At 56.4% G+C, this 24,320-nt stretch carries 20 protein-coding genes; 6 read left to right on the top strand and 14 right to left on the bottom strand.

What is annotated here, in order from left to right:
- Positions 1-62: 62 nt before the first annotated feature.
- Positions 63-1,739, bottom strand: a complete 1,677-nt coding sequence (gene ybaL / locus I6L58_RS07290; RefSeq protein ID WP_088207823.1) for a YbaL family putative K(+) efflux transporter — start codon at positions 1,737-1,739, stop codon at positions 63-65.
- Between the two features lie 231 nt (positions 1,740-1,970).
- On the bottom strand, positions 1,971-3,191 hold the full coding sequence (locus I6L58_RS07285; RefSeq protein ID WP_006176956.1) for an MFS transporter: 1,221 nt from the start codon (positions 3,189-3,191) through the stop codon (positions 1,971-1,973).
- Positions 3,192-3,355: 164 nt separating this feature from the next.
- On the opposite strand from I6L58_RS07285, the gene ushA reads away from it, so the two are divergent.
- Positions 3,356-5,008 (top strand): bifunctional UDP-sugar hydrolase/5'-nucleotidase UshA, encoded by a 1,653-nt coding sequence (gene ushA, locus I6L58_RS07280; RefSeq protein ID WP_088207822.1) that lies wholly within the window; start codon positions 3,356-3,358, stop codon positions 5,006-5,008.
- 120 nt (positions 5,009-5,128) lie between these two features.
- On the opposite strand, the gene ybaK is transcribed toward ushA, so the two are convergent.
- The 3 genes from ybaK to copA form a co-directional block, all read right to left on the bottom strand.
- Positions 5,129-5,608 (bottom strand): Cys-tRNA(Pro)/Cys-tRNA(Cys) deacylase YbaK, encoded by a 480-nt coding sequence (ybaK, locus tag I6L58_RS07275; RefSeq protein ID WP_058609274.1) that lies wholly within the window; start codon positions 5,606-5,608, stop codon positions 5,129-5,131.
- A 200-nt stretch (positions 5,609-5,808) separates the two neighbouring features.
- A complete protein-coding gene (locus I6L58_RS07270) occupies positions 5,809-6,603 on the bottom strand; it encodes a TraB/GumN family protein (protein ID WP_088207821.1) in 795 nt (264 codons plus the stop codon).
- A gap of 50 nt (positions 6,604-6,653) precedes the next feature.
- Entirely contained in the window at positions 6,654-9,152 is a 2,499-nt protein-coding gene (copA, locus tag I6L58_RS07265; protein WP_088207820.1) for a copper-exporting P-type ATPase CopA, read from the bottom strand.
- Between the two features lie 108 nt (positions 9,153-9,260).
- On the opposite strand from copA, the gene cueR reads away from it, so the two are divergent.
- Entirely contained in the window at positions 9,261-9,671 is a 411-nt protein-coding gene (cueR, locus tag I6L58_RS07260; RefSeq protein WP_088207819.1) for a Cu(I)-responsive transcriptional regulator, read from the top strand.
- Here the strand turns inward: cueR and I6L58_RS07255 are convergent.
- The 6 genes from I6L58_RS07255 to I6L58_RS07230 form a co-directional block, all read right to left on the bottom strand.
- Positions 9,650-10,372 carry a DUF3142 domain-containing protein gene (locus tag I6L58_RS07255; protein WP_088207818.1) on the bottom strand — a complete coding sequence of 241 codons (723 nt, stop codon included), beginning with the start codon at positions 10,370-10,372 and terminating at the stop codon, positions 9,650-9,652. The genes cueR and I6L58_RS07255 overlap by 22 nt on opposite strands.
- Positions 10,342-12,489, bottom strand: a complete 2,148-nt coding sequence (locus I6L58_RS07250; protein WP_088207817.1) for a hypothetical protein — start codon at positions 12,487-12,489, stop codon at positions 10,342-10,344. The genes I6L58_RS07255 and I6L58_RS07250 overlap by 31 nt, the downstream gene beginning before the upstream one ends.
- Positions 12,490-12,508: 19 nt before the next feature.
- A complete protein-coding gene (locus I6L58_RS07245; RefSeq protein WP_088207816.1) occupies positions 12,509-12,967 on the bottom strand; it encodes an NfeD family protein in 459 nt (152 codons plus the stop codon).
- Positions 12,964-13,878 (bottom strand): SPFH domain-containing protein, encoded by a 915-nt coding sequence (locus I6L58_RS07240; protein ID WP_006176963.1) that lies wholly within the window; start codon positions 13,876-13,878, stop codon positions 12,964-12,966. The genes I6L58_RS07245 and I6L58_RS07240 overlap by 4 nt, the downstream gene beginning before the upstream one ends.
- A gap of 155 nt (positions 13,879-14,033) precedes the next feature.
- Positions 14,034-14,888, bottom strand: coding sequence for a hypothetical protein (locus I6L58_RS07235; protein ID WP_088207815.1), 855 nt, complete (start codon positions 14,886-14,888; stop codon positions 14,034-14,036).
- Positions 14,889-15,337: 449 nt separating this feature from the next.
- On the bottom strand, positions 15,338-16,894 hold the full coding sequence (locus I6L58_RS07230) for a hypothetical protein (RefSeq protein ID WP_088207814.1): 1,557 nt from the start codon (positions 16,892-16,894) through the stop codon (positions 15,338-15,340).
- A gap of 387 nt (positions 16,895-17,281) precedes the next feature.
- On the opposite strand from I6L58_RS07230, the gene fetA reads away from it, so the two are divergent.
- Together fetA and fetB are read left to right on the top strand one after the other, a co-directional pair.
- Positions 17,282-17,959: an iron efflux ABC transporter ATP-binding subunit FetA gene (gene fetA / locus I6L58_RS07225; RefSeq protein ID WP_088207813.1), complete on the top strand. Its 678-nt coding sequence runs from the start codon at positions 17,282-17,284 to the stop codon at positions 17,957-17,959.
- On the top strand, positions 17,946-18,728 hold the full coding sequence (gene fetB, locus I6L58_RS07220; protein WP_058609956.1) for an iron efflux ABC transporter permease subunit FetB: 783 nt from the start codon (positions 17,946-17,948) through the stop codon (positions 18,726-18,728). Before fetA ends, fetB begins: the two co-directional genes overlap by 14 nt.
- A gap of 46 nt (positions 18,729-18,774) precedes the next feature.
- On the opposite strand, the gene I6L58_RS07215 is transcribed toward fetB, so the two are convergent.
- From I6L58_RS07215 to tesA, 3 genes are read right to left on the bottom strand one after another with little or no spacing between them, the layout of a single operon-like run.
- A complete protein-coding gene (locus I6L58_RS07215) occupies positions 18,775-19,629 on the bottom strand; it encodes a co-chaperone YbbN (RefSeq protein WP_006176970.1) in 855 nt (284 codons plus the stop codon).
- A 58-nt stretch (positions 19,630-19,687) separates the two neighbouring features.
- A complete protein-coding gene (locus tag I6L58_RS07210) occupies positions 19,688-20,497 on the bottom strand; it encodes an SDR family oxidoreductase (protein ID WP_006176971.1) in 810 nt (269 codons plus the stop codon).
- Positions 20,487-21,110, bottom strand: a complete 624-nt coding sequence (gene tesA, locus I6L58_RS07205) for a multifunctional acyl-CoA thioesterase I/protease I/lysophospholipase L1 (protein ID WP_042320869.1) — start codon at positions 21,108-21,110, stop codon at positions 20,487-20,489. Before tesA ends, I6L58_RS07210 begins: the two co-directional genes overlap by 11 nt.
- Here tesA and ybbA point away from each other — a divergent pair.
- Positions 21,081-21,767, top strand: coding sequence for a putative ABC transporter ATP-binding protein YbbA (gene ybbA / locus I6L58_RS07200; protein ID WP_088207812.1), 687 nt, complete (start codon positions 21,081-21,083; stop codon positions 21,765-21,767). The genes tesA and ybbA overlap by 30 nt on opposite strands.
- Positions 21,764-24,178, top strand: coding sequence for a putative ABC transporter permease subunit YbbP (gene ybbP / locus I6L58_RS07195; RefSeq protein WP_088207811.1), 2,415 nt, complete (start codon positions 21,764-21,766; stop codon positions 24,176-24,178). The genes ybbA and ybbP overlap by 4 nt, the downstream gene beginning before the upstream one ends.
- The last annotated feature ends 142 nt before the right edge of the window (positions 24,179-24,320 follow it).

Below are 24,320 nucleotides of genomic sequence, written 5' to 3'. Positions count from 1 at the left end.
GTGGCGCTACGCTTACCGGGGCTACCTGTAGGCCTGCTTAGCGTAGCGCCAGCAGGCTTTTTTTAACCCGTCACCGCCTCTTCAATCGGCGGTTTCTCCAGCAGCGTGAACATCGTATTGGCAATCTCACGCTCGCCCATCACCACCTGATTAGCCCCGCGCTCGGTAATATAATCCACTTCGTCATCATAGTGGGCGCGCGCGATTATCTCGATGTTCGGGCATTTTTCACGGGCGGTGGCGACAATCTCACCCGCTTCGTAGCCGTTAGGGATGGTCAGCAGCAGCCAGCGGGCGCAGTCCAGATGCGCCAGGTTCATGATCTCTTCATTGGCTGCATTGCCCAGCACGGCGCGGATGCCGCGCTCGCGCAGCTCATCAACCCGCGTACGCGAGGTTTCAATCACCACCAGCGGAATGCCCTGATCCATCAGCTTCTCGCCGAGCAGGCTGCCGACGCGGCCAAAGCCGACCAGCAGGGCATGGTTACAAATATCCACCGGGATCTGCTTCTCTTCTTCCGTGGCCTCTTCGAACGTCTGTTCTTCCAGCGTTTCGGTTTTCTCGAGGTATTTTTCGAGCAGCGCGAACAGCACCGGGTTGAGCATTATTGAGAGGATGGCCCCGGCCAGCACCAGATTTTGCCCGGCCTGCGGCAGCAGATTCAGCGCCATGCCAAGGCCGGCAAGAATAAAGGCGAACTCACCGATCTGCGCCAGGCTGGCGGCAATGGTCAGCGCCGTACGCGGCGAGTGGCCAAACATCCGTACCAGGAAGAAGGCTGCAACCGACTTGCCGAAGATGATAATCGCCAGGGTGCCGAGGACGGCCAGCGGCTGGTCAATCAGGATCAGCGGGTCAAACAGCATCCCGACGGAGACAAAGAACAGCACCGCAAACGCGTCGCGCAGCGGCAGCGTGTCATGCGCCGCGCGGTGGCTCAGCTCGGATTCGTTCAGCACCATCCCGGCGAAGAACGCGCCCAGCGCAAAGGAGACGTCGAACAATTCGACGGCGCCAAAGGCAATCCCCAGCGCCAGCGCGAGCACGGACAGGGTAAACAGCTCGCGAGACCCGGTTGCGGCGCTGCGGGACATGATCCACGGCACCAGGCGGCGGCCCACGACCATCATGATGGCGATAAACGCCACAACCTTACCGATGGTTATACTCATATCCAGCGCCAGCGAGGCGAAGCCGACGTTATCTTTTTCCATCATTCCGGCGACGGCAGGCAGCAGAACCAGCGTCAAGACCATCACCAGATCTTCCACAATCAGCCAGCCAATGGCGATCTGCCCGCGCTGGCTGTCTATCAACTGCCTCTCTTCAAGCGCGCGCAGCAGCACCACGGTACTGGCGGTTGAGAGACACAGTCCGAATACAATGCCGGTCATCAACGACCAGCCAAGCACTGCCGAAAGCGCCATCCCCAGCAGCGTTGCCACCCCTATCTGGGCGATCGCTCCCGGTATGGCGATAGACTTTACCGCCATGAGATCTTTCAGTGAGAAGTGCAATCCCACGCCGAACATCAGCAAAATCACGCCCAATTCCGCCAGTTCAGGTGCCAGTTTGGTATCCGCCACAAAACCTGGCGTAAAGGGTCCCGCCAGCACACCCGCCAATAAATAGCCTACAAGAGGAGAAATACGAAGTTTGTTGGCAATCATGCCAAGAATAAAAGCGAGCACAAGTCCACCTACAATGGTGGTGATAAGCGGTGTGGCGTGGTGCATTCCGTCTCCTTTCGTCGTGGGTGTTCCATTTCTGGCGTAAATACCAAAAAGCCGAGTAATAGTTTATGACAATTTTCGCGCTTATGTTTATGAATAATTGTTGAAATTTGAATAAAACAGCAATAAGCGTGAAAAAAAGCAGATTTTGATAAATTCGCCGGGGGAACAGGAGGGAAGCCTTACAGCATCAGGAAGTGTGGCCGCCAAAGTTTAACTTTGGCGGCCGATAAACTACGCTTTGTGGCGGTTGTCAGGCAGGAATATGGTCAACATCCCCAGAAGTGGGAGGAAAGCACAGATTTTATAGACCAGGAAGATGCTGGTATGGTCCGCAACCATCCCCAGTACCGCAGCACCCAGGCCGCCCATACCGAAAGCGAAACCGAAAAACAGCCCGGAAACCATACCGATACGCCCCGGTAACAGCTCTTGCGCGTAGACCAGAATCGCCGAGAAAGCCGATGCGAGGATAAAACCAATGATAACGGTTAAAATCCCGGTCCATTCCAGGCTTGCGTACGGTAAAACAAGCGTAAAGGGCGCAACGCCGAGGATAGAGCCCCAAATCACATATTTACGCCCGATTTTATCGCCAACAGGCCCGCCAATTACCGTGCCGGCAGCCACCGCAAACAGGAAGGCAAAGAGGTGGAACTGGGCGTTTTGTACCGATAATCCGAATTTTTGCATCAGATAAAAGGTGTAATAGCTGCTGATGCTCGCCATATAGAAATATTTGGAGAATATCAGCACCAGAAGTACCGATACGGCCAGGATGACCTTATTGCGCGGCAGAGGGTTAACCACTTTCGCGACGGGCTTGCCCTTGTTCACGCGATGCTGAGCGGCATACCAGCGGCTGATCTGCGCCAGCACAACGATCGCCAGCAGCGCGGCGAGCACAAACCACGCCACGTTACCTTTACCGTAAGGGGCGATGATCACCGCGGCCAGCAGCGGGCCTAGAGAGCTGCCAAAGTTTCCGCCGACCTGGAACAGCGACTGCGCCAGCCCGTGACGGCCGCCAGAGGCCATACGCGCCACGCGGGACGATTCCGGGTGGAAGACCGACGAGCCGGTACCCACCAGCGCGGCGGCTATCAGCACCGCCTCGAAGCTGCCCGCCATCGCCAGCAGTACCAGCCCGCTTAACGTAAAGCACATGCCAATCGGCAGTGACCACGGCATCGGGTACTTATCCGTCCAGTAGCCCACCACCGGTTGCAGCAGCGACGAGGCCAGCTGGAAGGTGAGGGTGATCATCCCGATCTGTACGAAGGTTAATGAGAACTCAGACTGCAACAGCGGATAGATCGCCAGAATCAACGACTGGATCATGTCGTTGAGCAGATGAGAAAGACTGATTGCGCCTAATACTTTAAAAGAGGTGCGCGAGGCTGGCGGCGACGCCGGAGCGCCCGTCGCGGGCTGGGTTGATTCACTGATTGCCATAAATACCACGTCGTTTTGTTATTAGAAATGCAGGGTGTAATTATTATCCGACTAACATACCCGTCCCCGACATTTGAAGAAAGTCGCAATTCTGAAAACATATTTGTCTATTCTGATTACTCATTGTAATTTTTGCGTTTGTCTATGGGTCAGGGAGAGAGAAGATGAAGTTTATTAAACGTGGCGTCGCGCTGGCGCTGCTTGCCGCGTGGGGCATGGCAAGCCTGCCCGCGCAGGCGTACGAACAAGACAAAACCTATAAAATTACCATCCTGCATACTAACGATCATCACGGCCATTTCTGGCGCAGTGAATACGGTGAATATGGCCTGTCTGCACAAAAAACGCTGGTGGATGGCATTCGTAAAGAGGTGGCGGCTGAGGGCGGAAGCGTGCTTCTGCTGTCGGGCGGGGATATTAATACCGGCGTGCCGGAGTCGGATTTGCAGGATGCCGAACCCGATTTCCGCGGCATGAATTTAATCGGTTACGACGCGATGGCCGTCGGTAACCATGAGTTTGATAATCCGCTGACCGTGCTGCGCCAGCAGGAAAAATGGGCGAAATTCCCGTTCCTCTCCGCCAATATTTACCAGAAAAGTACCGGCGAACGTCTGTTTAAACCCTGGGCGCTGTTCAAGCGTCAGGGTCTTAACATCGCGGTGATTGGCTTAACGACCGACGATACGGCGAAAATCGGCAATCCTGAATTCTTTACCGATATTGAATTCCGCAAACCGGCGGACGAAGCGAAGCTGGTTATCCAGGAACTGCAGCAGAACGAGAAGCCGGATGTGATCATCGCCACGACCCATATGGGCCACTACGACAACGGTGAGCACGGTTCCAATGCGCCGGGCGACGTAGAGATGGCGCGCAGCCTGCCCGCCGGCTCGCTGGCAATGATTGTGGGCGGTCACTCACAGGACCCGGTGTGCATGGCCTCAGAGAACAAAAAACAGGTGGATTACGTGCCGGGCACGCCGTGCGCGCCAGACCGTCAGAACGGCATCTGGATTGTCCAGGCGCATGAGTGGGGAAAATACGTGGGCCGCGCGGACTTTGAATTCCGCAACGGTGAGATGAAGCTGGTGCACTACCAGCTGATCCCGGTCAACCTGAAGAAGAAAGTGACCTACCCGGACGGGAAAAGCGAGCGCGTGCTCTACACCCCGGAAATCCCGGAAAACCAGCAGATGCTCTCCCTGCTGACGCCGTTCCAGAGCAAGGGCAAAGCGCAGCTGGACGTTAAGATCGGCACCCTCAACGGTCGCCTGGAAGGGGATCGCAGTAAGGTCCGCTTCGTGCAGACCAACATGGGCCATCTGGTGCTGGCGGCGCAAATGGCGCGGACCGGGGCAGACTTTGGCGTCATGAGCGGCGGGGGCATTCGTGACTCTATCGAGGGCGGCAATATCACCTATAAAGACGTGCTGAAGGTTCAGCCGTTTGGCAACATCGTGGTTTATGTCGATATGAGCGGCAAAGAGGTGACAGACTACCTGACCGCCGTGGCGCAAATGAAACCGGACTCTGGCGCCTATCCGCAGTTTGCCAACGTCAGCTTTGTGGCGAAAGACGGCAAGCTTAACGATCTCAAAATCAAAGGCGAGCCGGTCGACCCTGCTAAAACCTACCGTATGGCGACGTTAAGCTTTAACGCCACCGGCGGCGACGGCTATCCGCATATCGATAACAAACCAGGCTATGTGAACACTGGCTTTATCGATGCGGAAGTGTTGAAGCAGTTTATCGAGCAAAATTCACCGATTGACATGAACGCGTACGAGCCGAAAGGCGAGGTAAGCTGGCAGTAGCGTTGTGCGGCCTGATGCCCTCACCCCAACCCTCTCCCACCGAGAGAGGGCGCGAACACAAAAAACGGTAACACCTGTTACCGTTTTGCTTTTACCTCGTAGCCGCCACCCGGCTTTTTTTTACTCCCTGCGCGCAATATCCGCAAACTTCGCGTCGAGCATTTTTGCCAGATCGCTCGCCGCCAGTTCAATATCCAGCCCGCGCTTGCCGCCTGAAATGTAGATGGTGTCAAATTCCTGCGAAGGGGCATCGATCAGCGTGGGCAGGCGTTTTTTCTGCCCGAGCGGGCTGATCCCGCCGACCAGATAGCCGGTGGTGCGTTGCGCAACCATCGGGTCCGCCATATCGACCTTTTTGGCCCCCAGCGCTTTGGCGACCTTTTTGAGATCCAGTTGACCGGCCACCGGCGTCACCGCCACGGCGAGGTGCTTCATGTCACCATTCATCGCGACCAGCAGCGTTTTGTAAACCTGGTCCGCGTTCAGCCCCAGTTTACGCACCACTTCATCACCAAAATTGGTTTCGTTCGGATCGTGATCGTAAGTATGGATCCGGAAAGTAATCTTGTTTTTTTCGAGTAATTTAACGGCGGGAGTCATAGCTATCCTTCTCACATCAGACATTTCATGCTGGCAGCATACGCCTGACGGTTGTCTAAAAAATAGCACCATCTTGCGCAATAGTGTTGGCAGTGATGGTCACTTTGAGCGACAATCGGCTCAACCGAAGGTCTCCTTCGGCATAATAAAAACGATGAAATTCCTCTTTGACGGGCCAATAGAGATATTGGCCATTTTTTTTATTTCAGCAGCGACGGCAAGTTTCCCTCACCGTATAAATGCAGCGCGCCGACCGCGACGACGTATCGCCCGGCGGGCAGCGCATGCAGCCTTTCGCGCCATGCCTGGTTACGCGCGTTCATCAGCACATCGTACAACGACTCGCTAAAGGTCGAAGGCAGCGCCAGCGTGCTGTCCGCAGGCGGGGCATTAAGCCACCAGCCTATCATCGTTTGCAGCAGACGGGCGTTAGTGTGCCAGTGGGTCAGCGTATCATCCAGCAGCATCAGGCCATCATCGGGAAGCTGGCGAAGCAGGGCGATCTGGCTGTCCGTACCTTCCAGCTCGATAATGGCGAGACGGCGCGCGCGGGCCGCGTTCAACAGCTGATAATCGATGCCGTAATCCCCGCGCAAACCGAGACGCTGCGCCTGGGTAGCCTGAAGCACCATGGCAATTTGCCACAGCGGCAGCGTATCCAGCATCGTCAGCGACACGCCGGTTTCATTTGCGATACGCTCCAGTTCCGCCAGCTGCGTCGCATTCAGTCGCGCAGCCAGAGGGGTATCGCTTTCCAGCCCGGCAAACGGCGACTCCTGACCTGAGATATCCGCCTCAACGACCAGCGCGTCGGCATTTTTCAGCAGTTTAAGCAGGCCGGAGGGCAGGGGAGACATATCCTGCGTGCCCATATGAATACTGCCAACCAGGTGCAACTGTTGGCCGCCCGGGAGGGCAATATCCATACCGGGCCAGGCATAACGGCGGGGAAACAGGGCGCGAAACGATGCTTTTATACGATGAATCAGACTCATACGCGCTCCATGAACGGAAAGGTTCATGCTAGCGCGTACGAGTACAAGGTTCAATCCTTCGGTGTAAAACGCAGCAGCCGGTTGGCGTTGCTCACCACGGTGATGGAAGAGAGCGCCATGGCGGCCCCCGCCACGACCGGGTTCAGCAGCGTGCCGGTCAGCGGCCACAAAATCCCGGCGGCAATCGGAATGCCGAACGCGTTGTAGATAAACGCCCCTAGCAGGTTCTGCTTCATGTTGCGCAACGTGGCTTTTGATATCGCCAGCGCGTCCGCAACGCCGGTCAGGCTGTGACGCATCAGCGTAATCGCCGCCGTCTCAATGGCGACATCGCTCCCGCCGCCCATTGCAATGCCCACTTCCGCCTGCGCCAGCGCCGGGGCGTCGTTAATGCCGTCGCCGACCATCGCCACCTGACGCCCCTGCGCTTGCAGCGCCTTGATAGCATCGGCTTTGCCGTCCGGTAGCACGCCCGCAATCACCTCATCAATACCCGCCTCTTTGGCGATTGCACTGGCGGTTGTGGGGTTATCGCCGGTCAGCATCACCAGGCGATAGCCCGCGCGATGAAGGCGCTGGAGTGCTTCTACGCTGTCCGGACGCAGCGGATCGCGAACGGCAAACAGCGCCGCCGCTTTGCCATCCACCGCCAGCAGTACCGGAGTGGCCCCCTGAGACGCCTGCGCGTTCAGTTCACTCTCAAGCGCGGAGGTATCCACGCCGTTTTCATTCAGCAGGGCCTGATTGCCCAGCAGCAGCGCGCGCCCTTCGGCTTCACCGCTCACGCCCAGCCCGCGCAGGGTACGGAATTGACTGACGTCAGGCAGCGCGGCGCTTTCCGCCTTATCCAGAATGGCGCGGGCCAGCGGGTGGCTGGAGCCTTGCTCCAGCGCAGCGGCCAGGCGCAGCGCGTCTTCCTGGGCGAGTCCAGGGGTATGGACCGCCACCACCTGCGGTTTGCCCTCGGTCAGCGTCCCGGTCTTATCGAACACCAGGGTGTCGAGCGTGCTGGCGCGCTGTAGCGCATCAGCGTCACGCACCAGCACGCCAAATTCGGCGGCGCGGCCCACGCCGGAGATAATCGACATCGGCGTTGCCAGGCCCAGCGCGCAAGGGCAGGCGATGATAAGCACCGTGGTGGCGATGGTCAGGGTGTAAACAATCTGCGGAGCCGGGCCAAAGAGGTACCAGATGGCCCCGCTCAGCAGGGCGATACAGACCACCACCGGGACAAAAATGGCGGAGATTTTATCGGCAAGCTGCCCTATTTCAGGCTTGCTGCTCTGCGCCTGCCGTACCAGCCGAATAATGCGCGACAGCGTAGTGTGGTTGCCGACCGCACGGGCGCTGAACAATACGCTACCGTCCTGGACAACCGTCCCGGCGTGCACGACATCGCCCAGTGATTTTTGCTGCGGGATGGGTTCGCCGGTCAGCATGGCTTCATCCAGCCAGGCTTCTCCCTGTACGATCTCACCGTCGACGGGAACGCGATCGCCCGTGGTCAGGCGCAGCGTCATGCCGGGCTGCACCTCCGCCAGCGGTACGCTCCGTTCGCCGTCGTCGGTTACCACGCGTGCCGTCGGCGGGGTTAAATCAAGGAGTCGCTCCAGCGCTTTCGAGGAGCGCTGACGCGCGCGGGCTTCGAGCATATGGCCTAAGTTGATCAGGCCGATGATCATCGCGCTCGCTTCGTAGTAAAGGTGCCGGGCCTCCATCGGGAACCACTGGGGCCAGAGGTTAACGCTCATCGAGTAGAGCCACGCCGCACCGGTGCCGAGCGCGACCAGCGTATCCATTGTTGCCGTGCGGTTTTTCAGGCTTTTCCAGGCGCTGGAATAGAAGTGACCGCCCGCAAAAACCATCACCGCCAGCGTGACCAGACCAATCACCAGCCACAGCGTACGGTTATCCTCGGTGACCATCATGTTGTCGCCGAGCATGCCCCACACCATCACCGGAACACCAACCAGCAGGGCGACAATCGCCTGCCAGCGGAAGCGCTTCATGGTTGCGATGGCGGTTTCCTGCTGGCGTTCGCGGCGTTCGGCATCGTCTTCGATCGCCTCTGCGCCGTAGCCCGCTTTTTCAACCGCCTGCACTAATTCTGCGGCGGAGGCACTGCCCATAACCAGCGCAGTCCGCTCCGCAAGGTTTACCCGTGCCTGTGCAACGCCCGGTACGGCCTGTAAGGCATTTTGTACCCGGGAGACGCAGCTGGCGCAGCTCATGCCGTTGATCAGCAACTGCTGGCTGTCATCAACGTCATCCGCTACCGGAAGCTCAGGAGAGACCGCTGTCAGTGCTTCCGACGGGGTTGATGACTCTGTCAGCGGTTTAGCCTTTGGGTGGCTCAGCTCCGCCCCGTAACCGGCCTGTTTAATGGTGTCGATGAGCGCGTCGGCGCTGGCGCTGCCAATCACGGCTGCATGGTCGATGGTCACGTCAGCACTTTCCACATCAGGGCGCTGCTCCAGGCTTTCTTTAACGCGTTTGACGCAGTGGCCGCAGGAGAGGCCATCCAGCGTCAGGTCAATAGTGTGAGACATAACAAAACTCCCGTATAATGTTTTGGTCAGTTGTTGACCGGAGTAACGCTTTTCGTTAGCTGTTATAAAGGTTAAACCTTCCATCAAGGGGAAGGTCAAGGGGGAAATGTGAATATCAGTGATGTGGCGAAAAAAACCGGATTAACCAGCAAAGCGATCCGCTTCTACGAAGAGAAAGGGCTGGTGACGCCGCCGCTGCGCAGCGAGAATGGCTATCGCAGCTACACCCAGCGGCACCTCGATGAGCTGACGCTACTGCGACAGGCAAGGCAGGTAGGATTTAACCTTGAAGAGTGCGGCGAGCTGGTGAACCTGTTTAACGATCCGAAACGCCACAGCGCCGACGTCAAAAAACGCACGCTGGAAAAAGTGGCGGAGATCGAACGGCATATTGTTGAGCTGCAGACGATGCGTGAGCAGCTGCTGCAGCTGGCGAATGCCTGCCCGGGAGATGACAGCGCCGACTGTCCGATTATCGACAATCTTTCCGGCTGCTGTCATCGCAAAATTCCCGTCTGACGGGGCGTTAACATGAATACCACCGTGCCGCGATACCACCTGGAGTGAAGCGGGGCACGTTGCTCATCCCACTCGCCGTGCTGGACCACGCCAATTTTGAACGGGATGCGTATCTTATTCAGCGCGGGGAGGTAGTCGGCATACTGCGTAACGGTTTTACGCCCCTGATAGGTTTGCACAACGAGCTCATCGACAGGCAGCGCATTGATTACATCCACCTCGCCCGTTTTAGCCCAGTCCAGTAAGCCCGTTACGCCTAACGCATAATCTCGCGGTATTTCCGCTCTCAGACGGTGCAGGAAGGCAGCATACTGGTCTAATCGTTGTGTTGCCGCATCAAAATCAACCTGTAGCCCTGTCACCTGATTTCCGGCATTACGCCAGTTTTCCAGTAGTCGCGCCAGCCGTTGCAGAACAGGTGTTGGCACATCAAGCGTGGTAAAGCGGACGGTTAACCAAAGTGCAGGAAAATGAAGTTTACTGACCGGTAAACCCATCTTTTGAAAGGTCACCCTGTTTCCACCTGCATTGATCTCTCCCTGGTGAAGATACACCGTATGGGCATTTTTCATTTCAGGCGTCGGCGTGACCCCGGACCAGAGCCAGAACGCCTGATAGTGAGCGGCATTAACACCGGCGCCAGCGCCGGATGTTAATAACAGCGCGACAATTACCAGTAGTATTTTAGCTGTTGCGCCCATGGGCTTCCGGGATACTGGGTTTTGAGCTGGTTAAACCACCCTTTACGCTGGAGTATATCTACGTCCTCTCCGCCACAATCGTTATAGCCGGAGGGGCTATAGCACATGATTGCGCGATAAAGCGCGAAGCTTTTGTCTTCATGTTCAGCTTTTGGATCGGTGATAATCTGTTGGTAATAGCTCTGACGCCCCTCTGTCCCCGGGGGATCGGCTTCATAAACAGCGTCATCAAGGACATCGTTGCCGTATAATTCTGACCTTAGATCTATTTGTACGCGCGTTGTGCGGAAAAATTCTCCCAGACAATTAAGCGCGTGTGCATCCTGAGGCTTTTTACTTAACGTAATGACCGTCTCTTTCAGCGCAGGGCAGAAATAATTTTCTTCCGCATCCGTGCCATCCCAGTCAAATACCGCGGGATTCACATCAGAAAAATTCTTTGCGATAACCGGCTGGAGAATATGGCTTTGTAACGCGATGTCATCAAGCCATTCTTTATACTTGCCGTTGATTAAATCTTTTAACAGCAGAGTGTGTAAGGCAATGGTCTGCTCTTCTTTATTGGGACCTTGTTTGGCCTGCTGACGCAAAAGTTGTGGTGAGGCGACGGTTTTGAGCACCAGGGAGCGATAGCGAAGGTTCGTAACGTGGCTGTCCGGCATAAAGATGCGATCTGTGTGATTATCATACACTTCCGTTGCCGCCAGGTTAGCCTGCAGATACTGCTGCTGCTCAAAGCCCGGGTTCAACGCCAATAAATTTAGCCAGTGCTTGCGTGCTGTTGGCCATTGATTGAGCATCATCAACGCTTTGCCATACAACACTTGCTCACTAAAGCTTAATAACGTTTCTGACGGTGCTGTCGCCGGTACGATTGCGTCAACAATGGACTGATAATTTTGTTGAAAATAGTGCTGGCTGAGAACGAGATAATTCCAGAGCGGCAAGTTTTGACTGGCCTCAAAGTCTGGTTTGATCTTCTCAAGCAATGCATCATCTACAGGGACCGCATCGTCACCCCGAGCTTGTTCACGCAACAGGCGTAATATCTGGGTAAAGGTAATGACAGGCGCTCCCGGGGCGCTAATAAATAGCGCCTGCTGCTGGGTGAGATCTTTACTTTGCAGTTTGGCGTCATTTTCTGCCACAAGCGCAACGAGCTGCTCTGCCGTTTTCGCCTGCTGCATTTCCGTTTCATACAGTTTAGCGAGCGAATCCCAGTCCTTCAGATACCAGTTTATGCGACGTAAAAGCCCGCGGGTCGAGGCTGCATATTTCCCGTCAGGCCATTGTTTAAGGTACACATCAGCCCAGCTAAGTGCCTCAAGTGCTGCATCTCCGGCAATATTGTTCACATCAAACTCCCCATAATGCCCATTGGCATGCGCACTGCTCTGATTGAGAGCAGTGCGCATCAGCATGTAGGTGGCGGTTTCTGCCAGCCAGGGGTGTTTTGCGTCCTTTAGCTTTGTGAAAAACTCTGTTGCAGTGAGATAAGTGCCTGTATAAAAACTGTTTGCACCCAACAGATAATCTCGATACTGAGCAGAAACGGAATTCTCAGGCAGCGGGAGTTCGGAAATGCGCTTTTGATTGTAGTCATTGCCCGTCGCCAGCAGTCTGGCTTCTGCCAGCACGGTACGTTGTTCTGACGTCAGCGCGTCGTCCGCGAGGATGGCGGCAAAAAATGGCGAGAAAGCATCGATGTTATTTGATGCAAACCGATCGGATGAGTCATCATCCCTGAATTCAGCAGCGCTGAGCATGTCATTGGTAAGATTCAGCGCTTTTAACTGCTCATCAAGTACAGGGTTTAAGGCGGGTTCGGCATCCTTTGTGTAAGGATGGGAATACCAGTCGTCAAGGTGAAAAGCGAAATAGTAGTCGCGACTACGTGAAATGTCGGTCGGTTCTGTCTGCGTGGTTATGGCTATATGCGCTCTGTCCGCGGTGAGGCGGAGTAAATTATCGCGCGTATCATTAGCCATCGAGAGGAAAGGGGGACTTGTCAGGACACAATTTTCTGTCCCCCAGGGGCAATAATCCATCTCCACAGATGCGAATGCATGGGTACTGAATAACAGCGTCAGTAACATCCCTGTTTTACGTATTAACATATCCCTGCCTAAAAAAACGTTATCCCTGATACGCCCTGACCCGCAGCGTTATCCCTTCTACTGCTATGACCTCTACCTGCGTTCCGGCAGCGAGGTCTGCATCGGCCACGACCGGCCACGAGCTGTCACCCACGCGCATGTGGCCGCGGCCATTCACCAGGGTGGTATCGAGCGTAAAACGCCTGCCGACGATCTGCTGCCCGCGCTGGTTAAGGTGGGCATCCGCGGGTTTTTGCTCGCTCACCCGCTTGTTAAGCCAGCGCCACCACAGCCACGCGGCAACGAGAGTCAGAACCGCGAACAAGACGCCTTGTCCTTCCCAACCGACCGGCAGCAGCCAGACGACAAGCCCGGTGATCACGGCAGCGACGCCGCTCCAGAGCAGATAACCGTTGCCCCCCAGCATCTCGGCGGCGAGCAATAAGCCCCCGAGGCTAAGCCAGAAGGCATGAGGATGGGCGACGATAAGCTCAATCATCTTTTACGCTCGTTTCCGCTGTCTTTGATCAGTTCGGTGATACCGGCGATAGAGCCCATCAGGCTGGTGGCATCCAGCGGCATCATCACCACCTTGCTGTTGTTCGCCGAGCCAATCTCTTTCAGCGCGTCCGTGTATTTCTGCGCAACGAAGTAGTTCACCGCCTGAATATCCCCGGCGGCAATCGCCTCGGATACCATTTGCGTCGCACGGGCTTCTGCTTCTGCCGAACGCTCACGCGCCTCGGCCTGCAAAAATGCCGACTGACGCTCGCCCTCGGCTTTCAGGATCTGCGACTGCTTTTCCCCTTCCGCTTTTAGGATTTCTGCCTGACGTACGCCTTCAGCTTCCAGGATATAGGCGCGCTTGGTACGTTCCGCTTTCATCTGGGCGTTCATGGAGGAAATCAGTTCTGCCGGAGGGCGAACGTCGCGGATCTCAATACGGGTGACTTTGATCCCCCACGGATTGGTCGCTTCATCGACAATGTGCAGAAGGCGGGTGTTGATGCTGTCACGCTGGGAGAGCATCTCATCCAGCTCCATCGAGCCCAGCACGGTACGGATGTTGGTCATCGTCAGGTTGACGATAGCCAGTTCCAGGTTGCTGACTTCGTACGCCGCTTTTGGCGCATCGATCACCTGAATAAAGCAGACCGCATCGATGGTCACGTTGGCGTTGTCCTTGGAGATGACCTCCTGGGACGGAATATCCAGCACCTGTTCCATCATGTTGATCTTACGACCAATTCTGTCCATGAAAGGCACAATAAGGCTCAAGCCTGGCGTCAGCGTATTGGTGTAGCGGCCAAAGCGCTCGACCGTCCACTGATAGCCCTGCGGGACAATTTTGACGCCAGCGCCGACGATGACCAGCGCAACGAAGATAAGGACTGGAATAACAATGAGCATTAAAACCTCCTGTTTTGCATGCCGAAAATAGAAAAAAAACGCGTGTGTAGTATCGGTAAGTATATCGGCTATCGGATATAAATTCGCCTCTTTAAAGAGGGGGTTTTCAGACTTGAAACAGGAAAATGCCCCGCCGGATGGCAGGGCGCGTGAGGTCAGTGTGCGGAATGGGTATAGGTAAAATCGGCGATGAAACCGTCGCCCTCGTCGGCAATGGCTTTTGAAAGCCCCTGATAGTAATTTTCCAGCCCCAGGGCTTCGATTTGCTGGATCTGCTCGCGGATAGGGGCGCAGAACAGGACCGCGTTCCCCGCTTCAACACGCTTGTTGTTTGGCGGGAGGTCGCCTGTTATGGCTTTAAACCACGTTCTGATCCCACGCTTTAAGTTCTGCGGAGCTTTGGTGAGATTTTCGCTGTCGGTCAGCACCTGCAGGGTCGGAAATTCATTGGCATAGACCGCGCGCTTCATGCGTTCAAAAAACTGGCTAAAAAGTTCGAATGAATTGAGATCGGTCACGCGCGGCTTGGTGGTTTTGCCGTTTTTATTGCCCGGTTTTCGCGGCGATTTTACCGACGCCGGGTTCGCATTCACTTTCTCAAGATCAAGGCCAAACAGCAGATTACAGTGCGCACGACGCTCTTTAAGCGGGTAGGACAGCAAAACATCAATAAACTGGGTGGCTTTTACCTTCGCGAGATTATGGTTAATCAGCCACTGCGTGCGGGAAAACTCAGCCGGAGAGACGAACCAGTCCGGTATTTCGCTAAAGCGTTTGGATTTTCCCTTGCTGTCAAATTCGATAAAGTGCGCGCCATCGTCGAAGGCAAAATAGCAATTTTTAAAGCTGCCAATCGTGGTGTTCACGATCAGCGCCTTCTTAACAAAATCGACGACCTCTGCACCGATGACAAAACTCGTGAGTTCTGAAGAATTGATGACTTCCATTAATGTTTCAACATCAGGAACGCCTGGCTTCAGGGAAGAGAACTCATAAAAGATATGTGTCATGCCGCATACTTCCTATAGTTATAAGAGTGTCAATTTGTATGCTAAAAAGTTTAACACCCCGCAATGGCATAGGCTATTAGCAGCGCATGCTGGAACCCTTTAGCGATCACAAATGGAAGATATACGTTACTTTTTAATGTCAACATGTCAAATTTGATTGACATTTTACTGACTAATAAAGGATTGAATGCGTTCTTTTCGCATCTGCATGTTACAACACTTAATACTTGCTTAAGTGAGTCTGTTTTCAGAATACAAAAAAGCCGCCTGAGTGGCGGCCCGAATGTGCAAGGGTGAGGCAAGGGAGGTCGTAGTGTGCTTAGCGCAACCCACCTGGCTACGGGTGATTAAGACCAGAACCGCGGGCAGCGTTCCTTTTATGGTGAGACGTTAATTAATAAGAAAACGTTAACAGGCCGCTTTTAGACGGCCTGCTGGATAAAATGAGATTAGAAATCGCCAGAAATACCCGCGCCTGCCATCCAGCCGCTGTCGAAGGAGCTTGATGCCTGCATGTTTACCGCAACGTGGCGGGTAATCCCTTTCTGGATCCCTGCAGCCAGCGCCGCACCGTCACCGTTAGCGGTGCCGGTTGAGAGCGCCCATGCGTTATCTGAGTGATAGTGGAGGCTGGACATCGCCGCGGCGTTATTTAGGCCACGTTTCAGTTCGTCCCGGGTGTCATCAATCTCTCTCGCGTTGCGATCGATAGCCTTGCTGTTGCTCTCGATGCGCTGGCTGTTGCTCTCGATACGCTGCGAGTTATCCGCAACCTGACGGTTATTGCTCTGGGCAACATAGTAATTGTTCACCTGATTGATCTCGGTGACGGTACCGGCAGAACCGTTTGCCTTCGCTGAAGGTTCTGTGGTGGTTGTCGTTTTCGTCGTGTTATCAATGTAAGTGACGCTACTGGTGCGAGGCGTTTGCGGATTGATCAGGGTGCCTTTTGGCAGGCCTGCCGTTGTAGTCAATACCGGGGTTTTAGCGATCAGCGTTGTAGAGGTAGACGTTCCCGTTTGAGGAAGCGGTGGCGTCTTTTGAGCAGGCAGCACGGGCTGAGGGATTTTCTGCGACACGGACTCGACTGTCAGCACCGGGGCATTCTTCGGTTGCGGGATCGCCTGTGGAATAGCCTGAGGCTGTTTCTGCGGTACAGCCTGGACGAGCAGCACAGGGGCTTTCATCGGCTGCGGGATAGCCTGCGGAATGGCCTGAGGAATAGCCTGCGGCACGGCCTGAACTTTCAGGGTAGGGGCTTTGATCGGCTGCGGGATAGCCTGCGGAATGGCCTGAGGTGCAATCTGCGGCACGGCCTGGACTTTCAGCACGGGGGCTTTGATCGGCTGCGGGATCGCCTGCGGAATGGCCTGCGGAATGGCCTGAGGTGCAATCTGCGGCACGGCCTGGACTTTCAGCACGGGGGCTTTGATCGGCTGCGGGATCGCCTGCGGAATGGCCTGAGGTGCAATCTGCGGCACGGCCTGGACTTTCAGCACGGGGGCTTTGATCGGCTGCGGGATCGCCTGCGGCGTTGCCTGAGGAATAGCCTGCGGCACGGCCTGAACTTTTAGCACGGGGGCTTTGATCGGCTGCGGGATCGCCTGCGGCGTTGCCTGAGGAATAGCCTGCGGCACAGCGTGGGATGTCGGAACGGCGTCAGGGGTTGCTGTTTTTAATGCCAGACGCGCGGCGTCCAGCTGTGTTCTGCCGAATTTGTCCTCACGGCGAGTAGCCTTGATCCGATCAATGGCATCGCTGTGTGCCTGAACGGCTGCTGTGGCTTCAGGGGAATAAACGCCGTATTGAGAAAATGCGGCATACATGGCCTGGCCGGTGACTCTCTCGTTCTGCAGCGCCGTGCTATACGATTTTCTTGCGAGATGGGAGAATTGTGCAGCGCCCAGCAAATTGGTCGCGGCTTGCTCAGTACTGATGGCGAATGCCGCCGGCGCCACAAAGCACATCGCCATGCCAGAGGCCAGCATCTTAACGGTGGTTTTCATTTTTCACTTCCTGACTATCATCATTAGGCGTCATTTCACACGTAAAGTTATCGATGACTTCGATGTGTGAGTAATAACAGTTTGCATAGGGGTTAGTTAAGGTTTGCATAGTCTTTGTATTGACTTTTGTGTGGCTGATTCTAGGTTGTGTCTATGTGTTATTTTTTGACTTAAATCATTAAAAAGTGTTTGTTAAGTGACCATTTACACTGCTGGATTCTGCTATATGGCGCGCACTTTCGAACGAAATTTGCCATTTTTGTGATCGGAAGTGGGTTCTCACTACTGCAGATATGCACAGATACAGGTGTATAAAAGTCTTAATTAAAGTATGGTTTTTGGGTTCGAATTAGACTTTTTACAGTCTTTTAAATCAAAGGGAGAATGATGGGAAACCATAACGTTCTATTGCAGATCAATGAGGTAGGCTATCGCGTGGGGGATGCCGCCATCCTGCAGCAGGTTAATTTCACGCTTACCGCCGGGGAGTTCAAGCTGATCACCGGGCCGTCCGGCTGCGGTAAAAGCACGCTGCTGAAAATTGTGGCGTCGTTGCTCAGCCCGACAGAGGGCACCGTGATGTTTGAGGGAAAGAATATTGCCACCCTTACGCCGGAAAGCTATCGGCAGCAGGTGTCTTACTGTGTGCAAACGCCGTCGCTGTTTGGCGAAACGGTTTACGACAACCTGATCTTCCCCTGGCAGCTGCGTAACAAAACGCCCGATCCGCAGCGCTTTACCGACGATCTGGCGCGGTTTGGCCTGTCACCGGAGACGCTGACCAAATCGATTAATGAACTGTCGGGCGGGGAGAAGCAGCGCGTCTCGCTGATCCGCAACCTGCAGTTCTTACCGAAGGTGCTGCTGCTGGATGAAATCACCAGCGCGCTGGACGACGTCAACAAACGCAACGTCAATGAGATCGTGCACGGCTACGCGCGTGAGCAGAACATTGGCGTGCTGTGGGTGACGCACGACGCAAACGAAATTACCCATGCGGATGACGTCATCACCCTTAAACCGCAGGGCGGGAAAATGCAGGAGGCAAACCGTGGGCGAGCATAACATTACCAACGAATCGTTGGCGTTTTCGATGCTGCTGGTACTGGTGGCGATCGTGGTCAGCTACCGGGAAAAACTGGGGCTGGAGAAAGATATTCTGTGGAGTATTTGCCGCGCGATTATCCAGCTCATCATTGTCGGCTATGTGCTGAAGTACATTTTCAACGTTAACCACGCGGTACTCACGCTGCTGATGGTGCTGTTTATCTGCTTCAACGCGGCATGGAACGCGCAAAAGCGCAGCAAGTATATTGATAAGGCATTTCTCTCGTCGTTTATCGCGATCGCCACCGGCACCGCCCTGACGCTGGCAGTACTGGTGCTGTCCGGCTCGATTGAGTTCACCCCGATGCAGGTCATACCCATTTCCGGGATGATCGCCGGCAACGCGATGGTGGCGGTTGGGCTGTGCTATAACAATCTGGGTCAGCGCTTTAGCAGCGAGCAGCAGCAGATTCAGGAGAAGCTAAGCCTCGGGGCAACGCCCAAAATGGCGTCGGCGCGGCTGATTCGGGATAGCATTCGATCATCGCTTATCCCGACGGTGGATTCGGCCAAAACGGTCGGGTTGGTCAGTTTGCCCGGCATGATGTCGGGGCTGATCTTCGCGGGGATCGACCCGGTCAAGGCGATCAAGTATCAGATTATGGTGACCTTCATGCTGCTCTCGACGGCGAGCCTGTCGACCATCATCGCTTGCTACTTAACCTATCGGAAGTTTTACAACGCGCGCCATCAGCTGGTGGTGACGCAGTTGAAAGAGACGCGCTGAGAGAAAAGGTAGGCCCGGTAAGCACAGCGCCACCGGGCTTTTTTTATCAGTAGAGCAGGGCATACAGCTGACGGCGATAGGTTGATGCCAGCGCGTCGCCGGTACCCAGCGCGGCGAGGATCTCCTGGAACATCTTACGCGCCTGGCCGTCTGCAGCACCCAGATCTTGTTTCAGATGGCCGAACAGCAGCGCCAGCGCCTCTTCGTTACGGCCCACCTGATGTAACTGCAGCGCAAGCTGGCTGGCAAGGGCAGCATCGGCCGGGTTGTCGGCAACCTGCTGTTGAAGCTGCTGGATCTCAGGGGTATCTGCCGCCTGTTTCAGCAGCTCGATCTGCGCCACCAGTCCCTGATAGCGGGTATCCTGGTCCTGCAGTGGAATGGTTTTCAGCACCGCTTCGGCGTCTTCTGAACGGTGCAGGGCAATCTGCGTTTCCGCCAGCAGCAGGCCAATCTGGCTCTCCTGGTTCGACAACTGCCACGCCTCTTTCAGCAGCGGCAGCGCCTCGTCGTATTTGCCGTCCTGCATCAGCGCCATGGCTTCCTGCGCTTTCAGCTCTTCTTCACGCGGCAGCACTTTATCCAGCAGGGCGCGGATCGCCTCTTCTGGCTGCGGGCCCTGGAACCCGTCAACAGGCTGGCCGTTCTGGAACAGATACACCGTTGGGATCGCGCGCAGGCCAAACTGTGAGGCCACCATCTGCTCTGCGTCGCAATCGAGTTTTGCCAGAATGAACTGACCATTGTACTGCGCGGCGAGACGCTCAAGGACAGGCGTCAGCTCAAGGCAGTGCTGGCTGCGTTCAGACCAGAAGTAGAACAGCACCGGTTTAGTCATCGACTGTTCGAGCGTCTGGTGCAGGTTTGCTTCAGTAATATTGACGATATTCTGTACGGACATACGGCATTCTCTTTTATCGGTTTGTACTTTACATGGGGGTCAGCGGCGACGCTTCAACTCAGCCGTGTAAAATTTTGTCCATCATTCGGCCCGGCAGCAGGCGTTTTAACCAGCCAACGGCGTGTGTCACCAGCGTTACCGGATAGCGCATTTTCGGTCTGTCACTCTCAAAAGCATGGCGCACTTTCGCGACAACCGCTTCCGGCCCGAGCGTAAAACGTGCGGCGATCCCGGGGTTTTCGACCGGTTTATCCGACTGCGTCTGGTTAACGTTATCGGTAAAACGGGTGCGGATGGGGCCTGGCTCGATCAGGCTGACCTTGATCCCGCTGTGGCGCAGCTCCATGCGCAGCGCATCGGACCAGGCTTCCAGCGCATATTTGCTGGCGGCGTAGGCGCCACGTCCGGGGGTAGATATCAGCCCCATCACCGAGGAGGTCATCACGATGCGACCCTCCCCGTGCGGCAGCATTGCCGGAAGCAGGCGCATTGTCAGCTGATGTATGCCGAAGAAGTTGGCGGAAAATTGCTGCTCGAGCTGTTCGCGGGAAATGGTCTGCAGCGGGCCGTAAACGCCGTAACCGGCATTATTGAACAGGCCGAACAGACGGTTGTCGGTCAGGGCGATTACGTCATCTGCGGCACGTTCAATGCTCTCGGGGGAGTCCAGGTCCAGCAGAATGCCGGTCAGTCCCATGCCTGTCATCCGTGCTACGTCCTCAGGTTTGCGGCAGGCGGCCAGCACCCAAAATCCCTGGCGCTTCAGTTCGAGCGCGCTTTCAAGGCCGATTCCGCTGGAACATCCTGTAATTAAGACCGATTTTTGCATAACTTTACCTGTCAGGATCTCCGCTGAATTAGGAGTCATGTTTAACTAAAGGAGCCAGTCGCGTTGCCATCCAGTCGGCAATAAACGGCTGAGCATCGCGATTGGGGTGAATACCGTCGTCCTGCATCCATTGGGGTTTGAGATAGACCTCTTCCATGAAAAATGGCAGCAGCGGAATATCAAACTCTTTGGCAAGCTTAGGGTAAATCGCGCTAAAGGCTTCATTATACCGACGACCGTAGTTTGCGGGCAGGCGAATTTGCATCAGCAGGGGTTGGGCGTTAGCCGCCTTGATCTCCTGCAGAATGGTGCGCAGGGTGTGTTCCGTCTGCTGAGGCTGGAAACCGCGCAGACCATCGTTGCCGCCCAGCTCCACCAGCACCCAGCGCGGCTGATGCTGTTTGAGCAGCGCGGGCAGGCGCGACAGCCCCTGCTGTGAGGTATCGCCACTGATGCTGCCGTTCACGACGGTGGTCTGACTCTGCCATTTGTCATTGAGCAGCGCAGGCCAGGCCGCACTGGCCGCCATACGATAGCCTGCGCTCAGGCTGTCACCCAGAATAAGTAATGTGTCCGCTGCCGCCGCGCGGAAGGTCAACAGAATCAAAAACAGGAAGGGCAAATGCCAGCGGAAAACATTGTTGAAGTTCATCGTCTTGAGAAGTCCGTCGGTCAGGGGGAACACGAGCTTTCCATCCTTACCGGAGTTGAACTCGTTGTCAAACGCGCTGAAACCATCGCGCTGATTGGCGAATCCGGTTCCGGTAAGTCCACGCTGCTGGCGATTTTAGCCGGGCTGGACGACGGCAGTAGCGGTGAGGTCAATCTGGTTGGGCAGCCGTTGCACCAGTTTGATGAAGAGGCGCGCGCCGCGCTGCGTGCCCGGCATATCGGGTTTGTCTTTCAGTCCTTCATGCTTATCCCGACGCTGAACGCCCTGGAAAACGTCGAACTGCCGGGGCTGCTGCGTGGCGAAAACACCCGCGAGAGTCGCGATCACGCCAAAGCGCTGCTTGAGCAGTTGGGGCTGGGAAAACGTCTCGATCATCTTCCGGCCCAGCTTTCCGGCGGTGAACAACAGCGTGTCGCCCTGGCGCGCGCCTTCAACGGTCGCCCGGAGGTGCTTTTTGCCGATGAACCGACCGGCAACCTGGACCGCAAAACCGGGGACAAAATTGCCGATCTGCTTTTTTCGCTCAACCGTGAACACGGCACGACCCTGATTCTGGTGACGCACGATCCGCAGCTGGCCGCGCGCTGCGACCGACGCCTGCGTCTGGTGAACGGTATTCTTCAGGAGGAAGCATGATTGCCCGCTGGTTCTGGCGCGAATGGCGCTCGCCGTCGCTGCTGATTGTCTGGCTGGCGTTAAGCCTGGCGGTGGCGTGCGTGCTGGCGCTCGGCAGCGTCAGCGACCGCATGGAAAAAGGGTTAAGCCAGCAAAGCCGCGAATTTATGGCGGGCGACAGGGCGCTGCAAAGCTCGCGCCCGGTCTCCTCCGCATGGATTGACGAAGCGCGCAGGACAGGGCTGAAGGTTGGCGAGCAGATCACTTTCCAGACCATGACCTTCGCGGGCGATACCCCGCAGCTCGCCAGCGTCAAAGCGGTGGATGATATCTATCCGATGTACGGCGAGTTGCAGACCAATCCGCCCGGGCTCAAACCGACGCCCGGTACGGTGCTGCTCGCCCCGCGCCTGATGGCCTTACTGAATCTGAAAACCGGCGACAGCATTGACGTAGGCGATGCCACGCTGACCATTGCCGGGGAGGTGGTCCAGGAGCCTGACTCCGGCTTTAACCCGTTCCAGCTTGCGCCGCGCCTGCTGATGAGCACCGCGGATGTGGCGAAAACCCACGCCGTTCAGCCGGGGAGCCGCGTCACCTGGCGCTACAAGTTCGGCGGCACGCCTGCCCAGCTTGAGGCCTATGAAAAATGGCTGTTGCCGCAGCTCAAGCCGGAACACCGCTGGTACGGGCTGGAACAGGACGACGGGGCGCTGGGTAAATCCCTCGAACGTTCCCAGCAGTTCCTGCTGCTTTCGGCGCTGTTAACCCTGCTGCTAGCCGTCGCGGCGGTTGCCGTGGCGATGGGGCACTACTGCCGCAGCCGTTACGATTTAGTGGCGATCCTCAAAACATTGGGGGCGGGCAGGGCGCAACTGCGCAGGCTGATCGTCGGCCAGTGGCTGATGGTGCTGGCGCTGTCTGCTGTTACCGGCGGGGCAATAGGCCTGCTGTTTGAAAAGCTGCTGATGGTGCTGCTCAAACCGGTGCTGCCAGCCGCGCTGCCCCCCGCCAGCCTCTGGCCGTGGCTGTGGGCCATTGGCGCGATGACCGTGATTTCCCTGCTGGTGGGGCTGCGTCCGTACCGGCTGCTGCTTGCCACTCAACCGCTGCGCGTGCTGCGCCGCGATGCGGTGGCGAACGTCTGGCCGCTGAGGTTTTACCTGCCGGTGATCATCGCCGTGGCGGTTGGCCTGCTGGCCTGGCTGATGGGCGGCAGCACGCTGCTGTGGGCCGTTCTGGCGGGCGCGGTGGTGCTGGCGCTGCTGTGCGGTGTGGTGGGCTGGCTACTGCTGAAGGTAATGAAAAAACTCACGGTAAAATCCCTGCCAGTGCGGCTGGCGGTTAACCGTCTGCTGCATCAGCCGTGGTCCACGCTCAGCCAGCTGTCGGCATTTTCGCTGTCGTTTATGCTGCTGGCGCTGCTTTTGGTACTGCGTGGCGATCTGCTGGATCGCTGGCAGCAGCAGCTTCCGCCGGAAAGCCCGAACTATTTCCTGATCAACATTGCCCCCGAGCAGGTGACGCCGCTGAAAGGCTTCCTCGCTGAGCATCAGATCGTGCCGGAGGCGTTCTACCCGATCGTTCGCGCGCGTCTGACGCAAATTAATGGTCAGTCGACTGACGGCAATAAGGATGAATCGCTTAACCGCGAGCTGAACCTGACCTGGCAGGATAAACGCCCGGACCATAACCCGATTACCGCCGGCACCTGGCCGCCGAAAGCGGGCGAGGTGTCGATGGAAGAGGGGCTGGCGAAGCGCCTGAACGTGAAGCTGGGGGATCGCGTGACCTTCACCGGCGACACGCAGGACTTCAGCGCCAGCGTGACCAGCCTGCGCAAGGTCGACTGGGAAAGCCTGCGGCCCAATTTCTTCTTTATCTTCCCGACGGGTGCCCTCGACGGTCAGCCGCAGAGCTGGCTGACCAGCTTCCGCTGGGAGAATGGCAACGGCATGCTGACCCAGCTTAACCGGGAGTTCCCGACGGTGAGCCTGCTGGATATCGGTGCGATCCTTAAGCAGGTAGGGCAGGTGCTGGAGCAGGTGAGCCGTGCGCTGGAGGTGATGGTGGTGCTGGTGACGATTTGCGGCGTGCTGTTGCTGCTGGCCCAGGTGCAGGTCGGCATGCGCCAGCGGCATCAGGAGCTGGTAGTCTACCGCACGCTGGGGGCCGGTAAGCGGCTGCTGCGCGCCACGCTGTGGAGCGAGTTCGCCTTGCTCGGACTGGTGGCCGGGCTGGTGGCGGCCATCGGCGCGGAGACGGCGCTGGCGGTGCTCCAGACCAGGGTCTTTGATTTCCCCTGGGAGCCGGACTGGCGTTTGTGGGTCATCCTGCCCCTGAGCGGTGCGATCCTGCTTTCATTGTGCGGTGGCTGGCTCGGGACGCGGCTGCTGAAAGGCAAGGCGCTGTTCCGCCAGTTTGTCAGTTAGTTTAGCGTTGTGATGATTACGCACCGGTTTATATGCTGGTGTGTAATCATTTGGTAGCACGAAACGATAATACCCACGCATTTAGTAGCACAAATCATTAAAAACCTGCCCACACAGCTCGATTATTTCCGGTTAATATTCA

This window comes from Enterobacter cancerogenus (assembly GCF_019047785.1).
Lineage (GTDB): Bacteria > Pseudomonadota > Gammaproteobacteria > Enterobacterales > Enterobacteriaceae > Enterobacter > Enterobacter cancerogenus.
This window is presented reverse-complemented; position numbering and strand designations above follow the sequence as displayed.

Excerpts from the sequence above, each read along its gene's own strand:
- I6L58_RS07285 (WP_006176956.1), bottom strand. The coding sequence starts at position 3,191 with ATGGCAATCAGTGAATCAACCCAGCCCGCGACGGGCGCTCCGGCGTCG.
- I6L58_RS07235 (WP_088207815.1), bottom strand. The coding sequence starts at position 14,888 with ATGACACATATCTTTTATGAGTTCTCTTCCCTGAAGCCAGGCGTTCCT.
- I6L58_RS07245 (WP_088207816.1), bottom strand. The coding sequence starts at position 12,967 with ATGATTGAGCTTATCGTCGCCCATCCTCATGCCTTCTGGCTTAGCCTC.
- ybbP (WP_088207811.1), top strand. The coding sequence starts at position 21,764 with ATGATTGCCCGCTGGTTCTGGCGCGAATGGCGCTCGCCGTCGCTGCTG.
- copA (WP_088207820.1), bottom strand. The coding sequence starts at position 9,152 with ATGTCTCACACTATTGACCTGACGCTGGATGGCCTCTCCTGCGGCCAC.
- fetA (WP_088207813.1), top strand. The coding sequence starts at position 17,282 with ATGGGAAACCATAACGTTCTATTGCAGATCAATGAGGTAGGCTATCGC.
- ybbA (WP_088207812.1), top strand. The coding sequence starts at position 21,081 with ATGCCAGCGGAAAACATTGTTGAAGTTCATCGTCTTGAGAAGTCCGTC.
- I6L58_RS07210 (WP_006176971.1), bottom strand. The coding sequence starts at position 20,497 with ATGACTCCTAATTCAGCGGAGATCCTGACAGGTAAAGTTATGCAAAAA.
- ybaK (WP_058609274.1), bottom strand. The coding sequence starts at position 5,608 with ATGACTCCCGCCGTTAAATTACTCGAAAAAAACAAGATTACTTTCCGG.
- ushA (WP_088207822.1), top strand. The coding sequence starts at position 3,356 with ATGAAGTTTATTAAACGTGGCGTCGCGCTGGCGCTGCTTGCCGCGTGG.
- ybaL (WP_088207823.1), bottom strand. The coding sequence starts at position 1,739 with ATGCACCACGCCACACCGCTTATCACCACCATTGTAGGTGGACTTGTG.
- I6L58_RS07255 (WP_088207818.1), bottom strand. The coding sequence starts at position 10,372 with ATGGGCGCAACAGCTAAAATACTACTGGTAATTGTCGCGCTGTTATTA.
- I6L58_RS07270 (WP_088207821.1), bottom strand. The coding sequence starts at position 6,603 with ATGAGTCTGATTCATCGTATAAAAGCATCGTTTCGCGCCCTGTTTCCC.
- I6L58_RS07250 (WP_088207817.1), bottom strand. The coding sequence starts at position 12,489 with ATGTTAATACGTAAAACAGGGATGTTACTGACGCTGTTATTCAGTACC.
- I6L58_RS07230 (WP_088207814.1), bottom strand. The coding sequence starts at position 16,894 with ATGAAAACCACCGTTAAGATGCTGGCCTCTGGCATGGCGATGTGCTTT.
- I6L58_RS07215 (WP_006176970.1), bottom strand. The coding sequence starts at position 19,629 with ATGTCCGTACAGAATATCGTCAATATTACTGAAGCAAACCTGCACCAG.
- tesA (WP_042320869.1), bottom strand. The coding sequence starts at position 21,110 with ATGAACTTCAACAATGTTTTCCGCTGGCATTTGCCCTTCCTGTTTTTG.
- I6L58_RS07240 (WP_006176963.1), bottom strand. The coding sequence starts at position 13,878 with ATGCTCATTGTTATTCCAGTCCTTATCTTCGTTGCGCTGGTCATCGTC.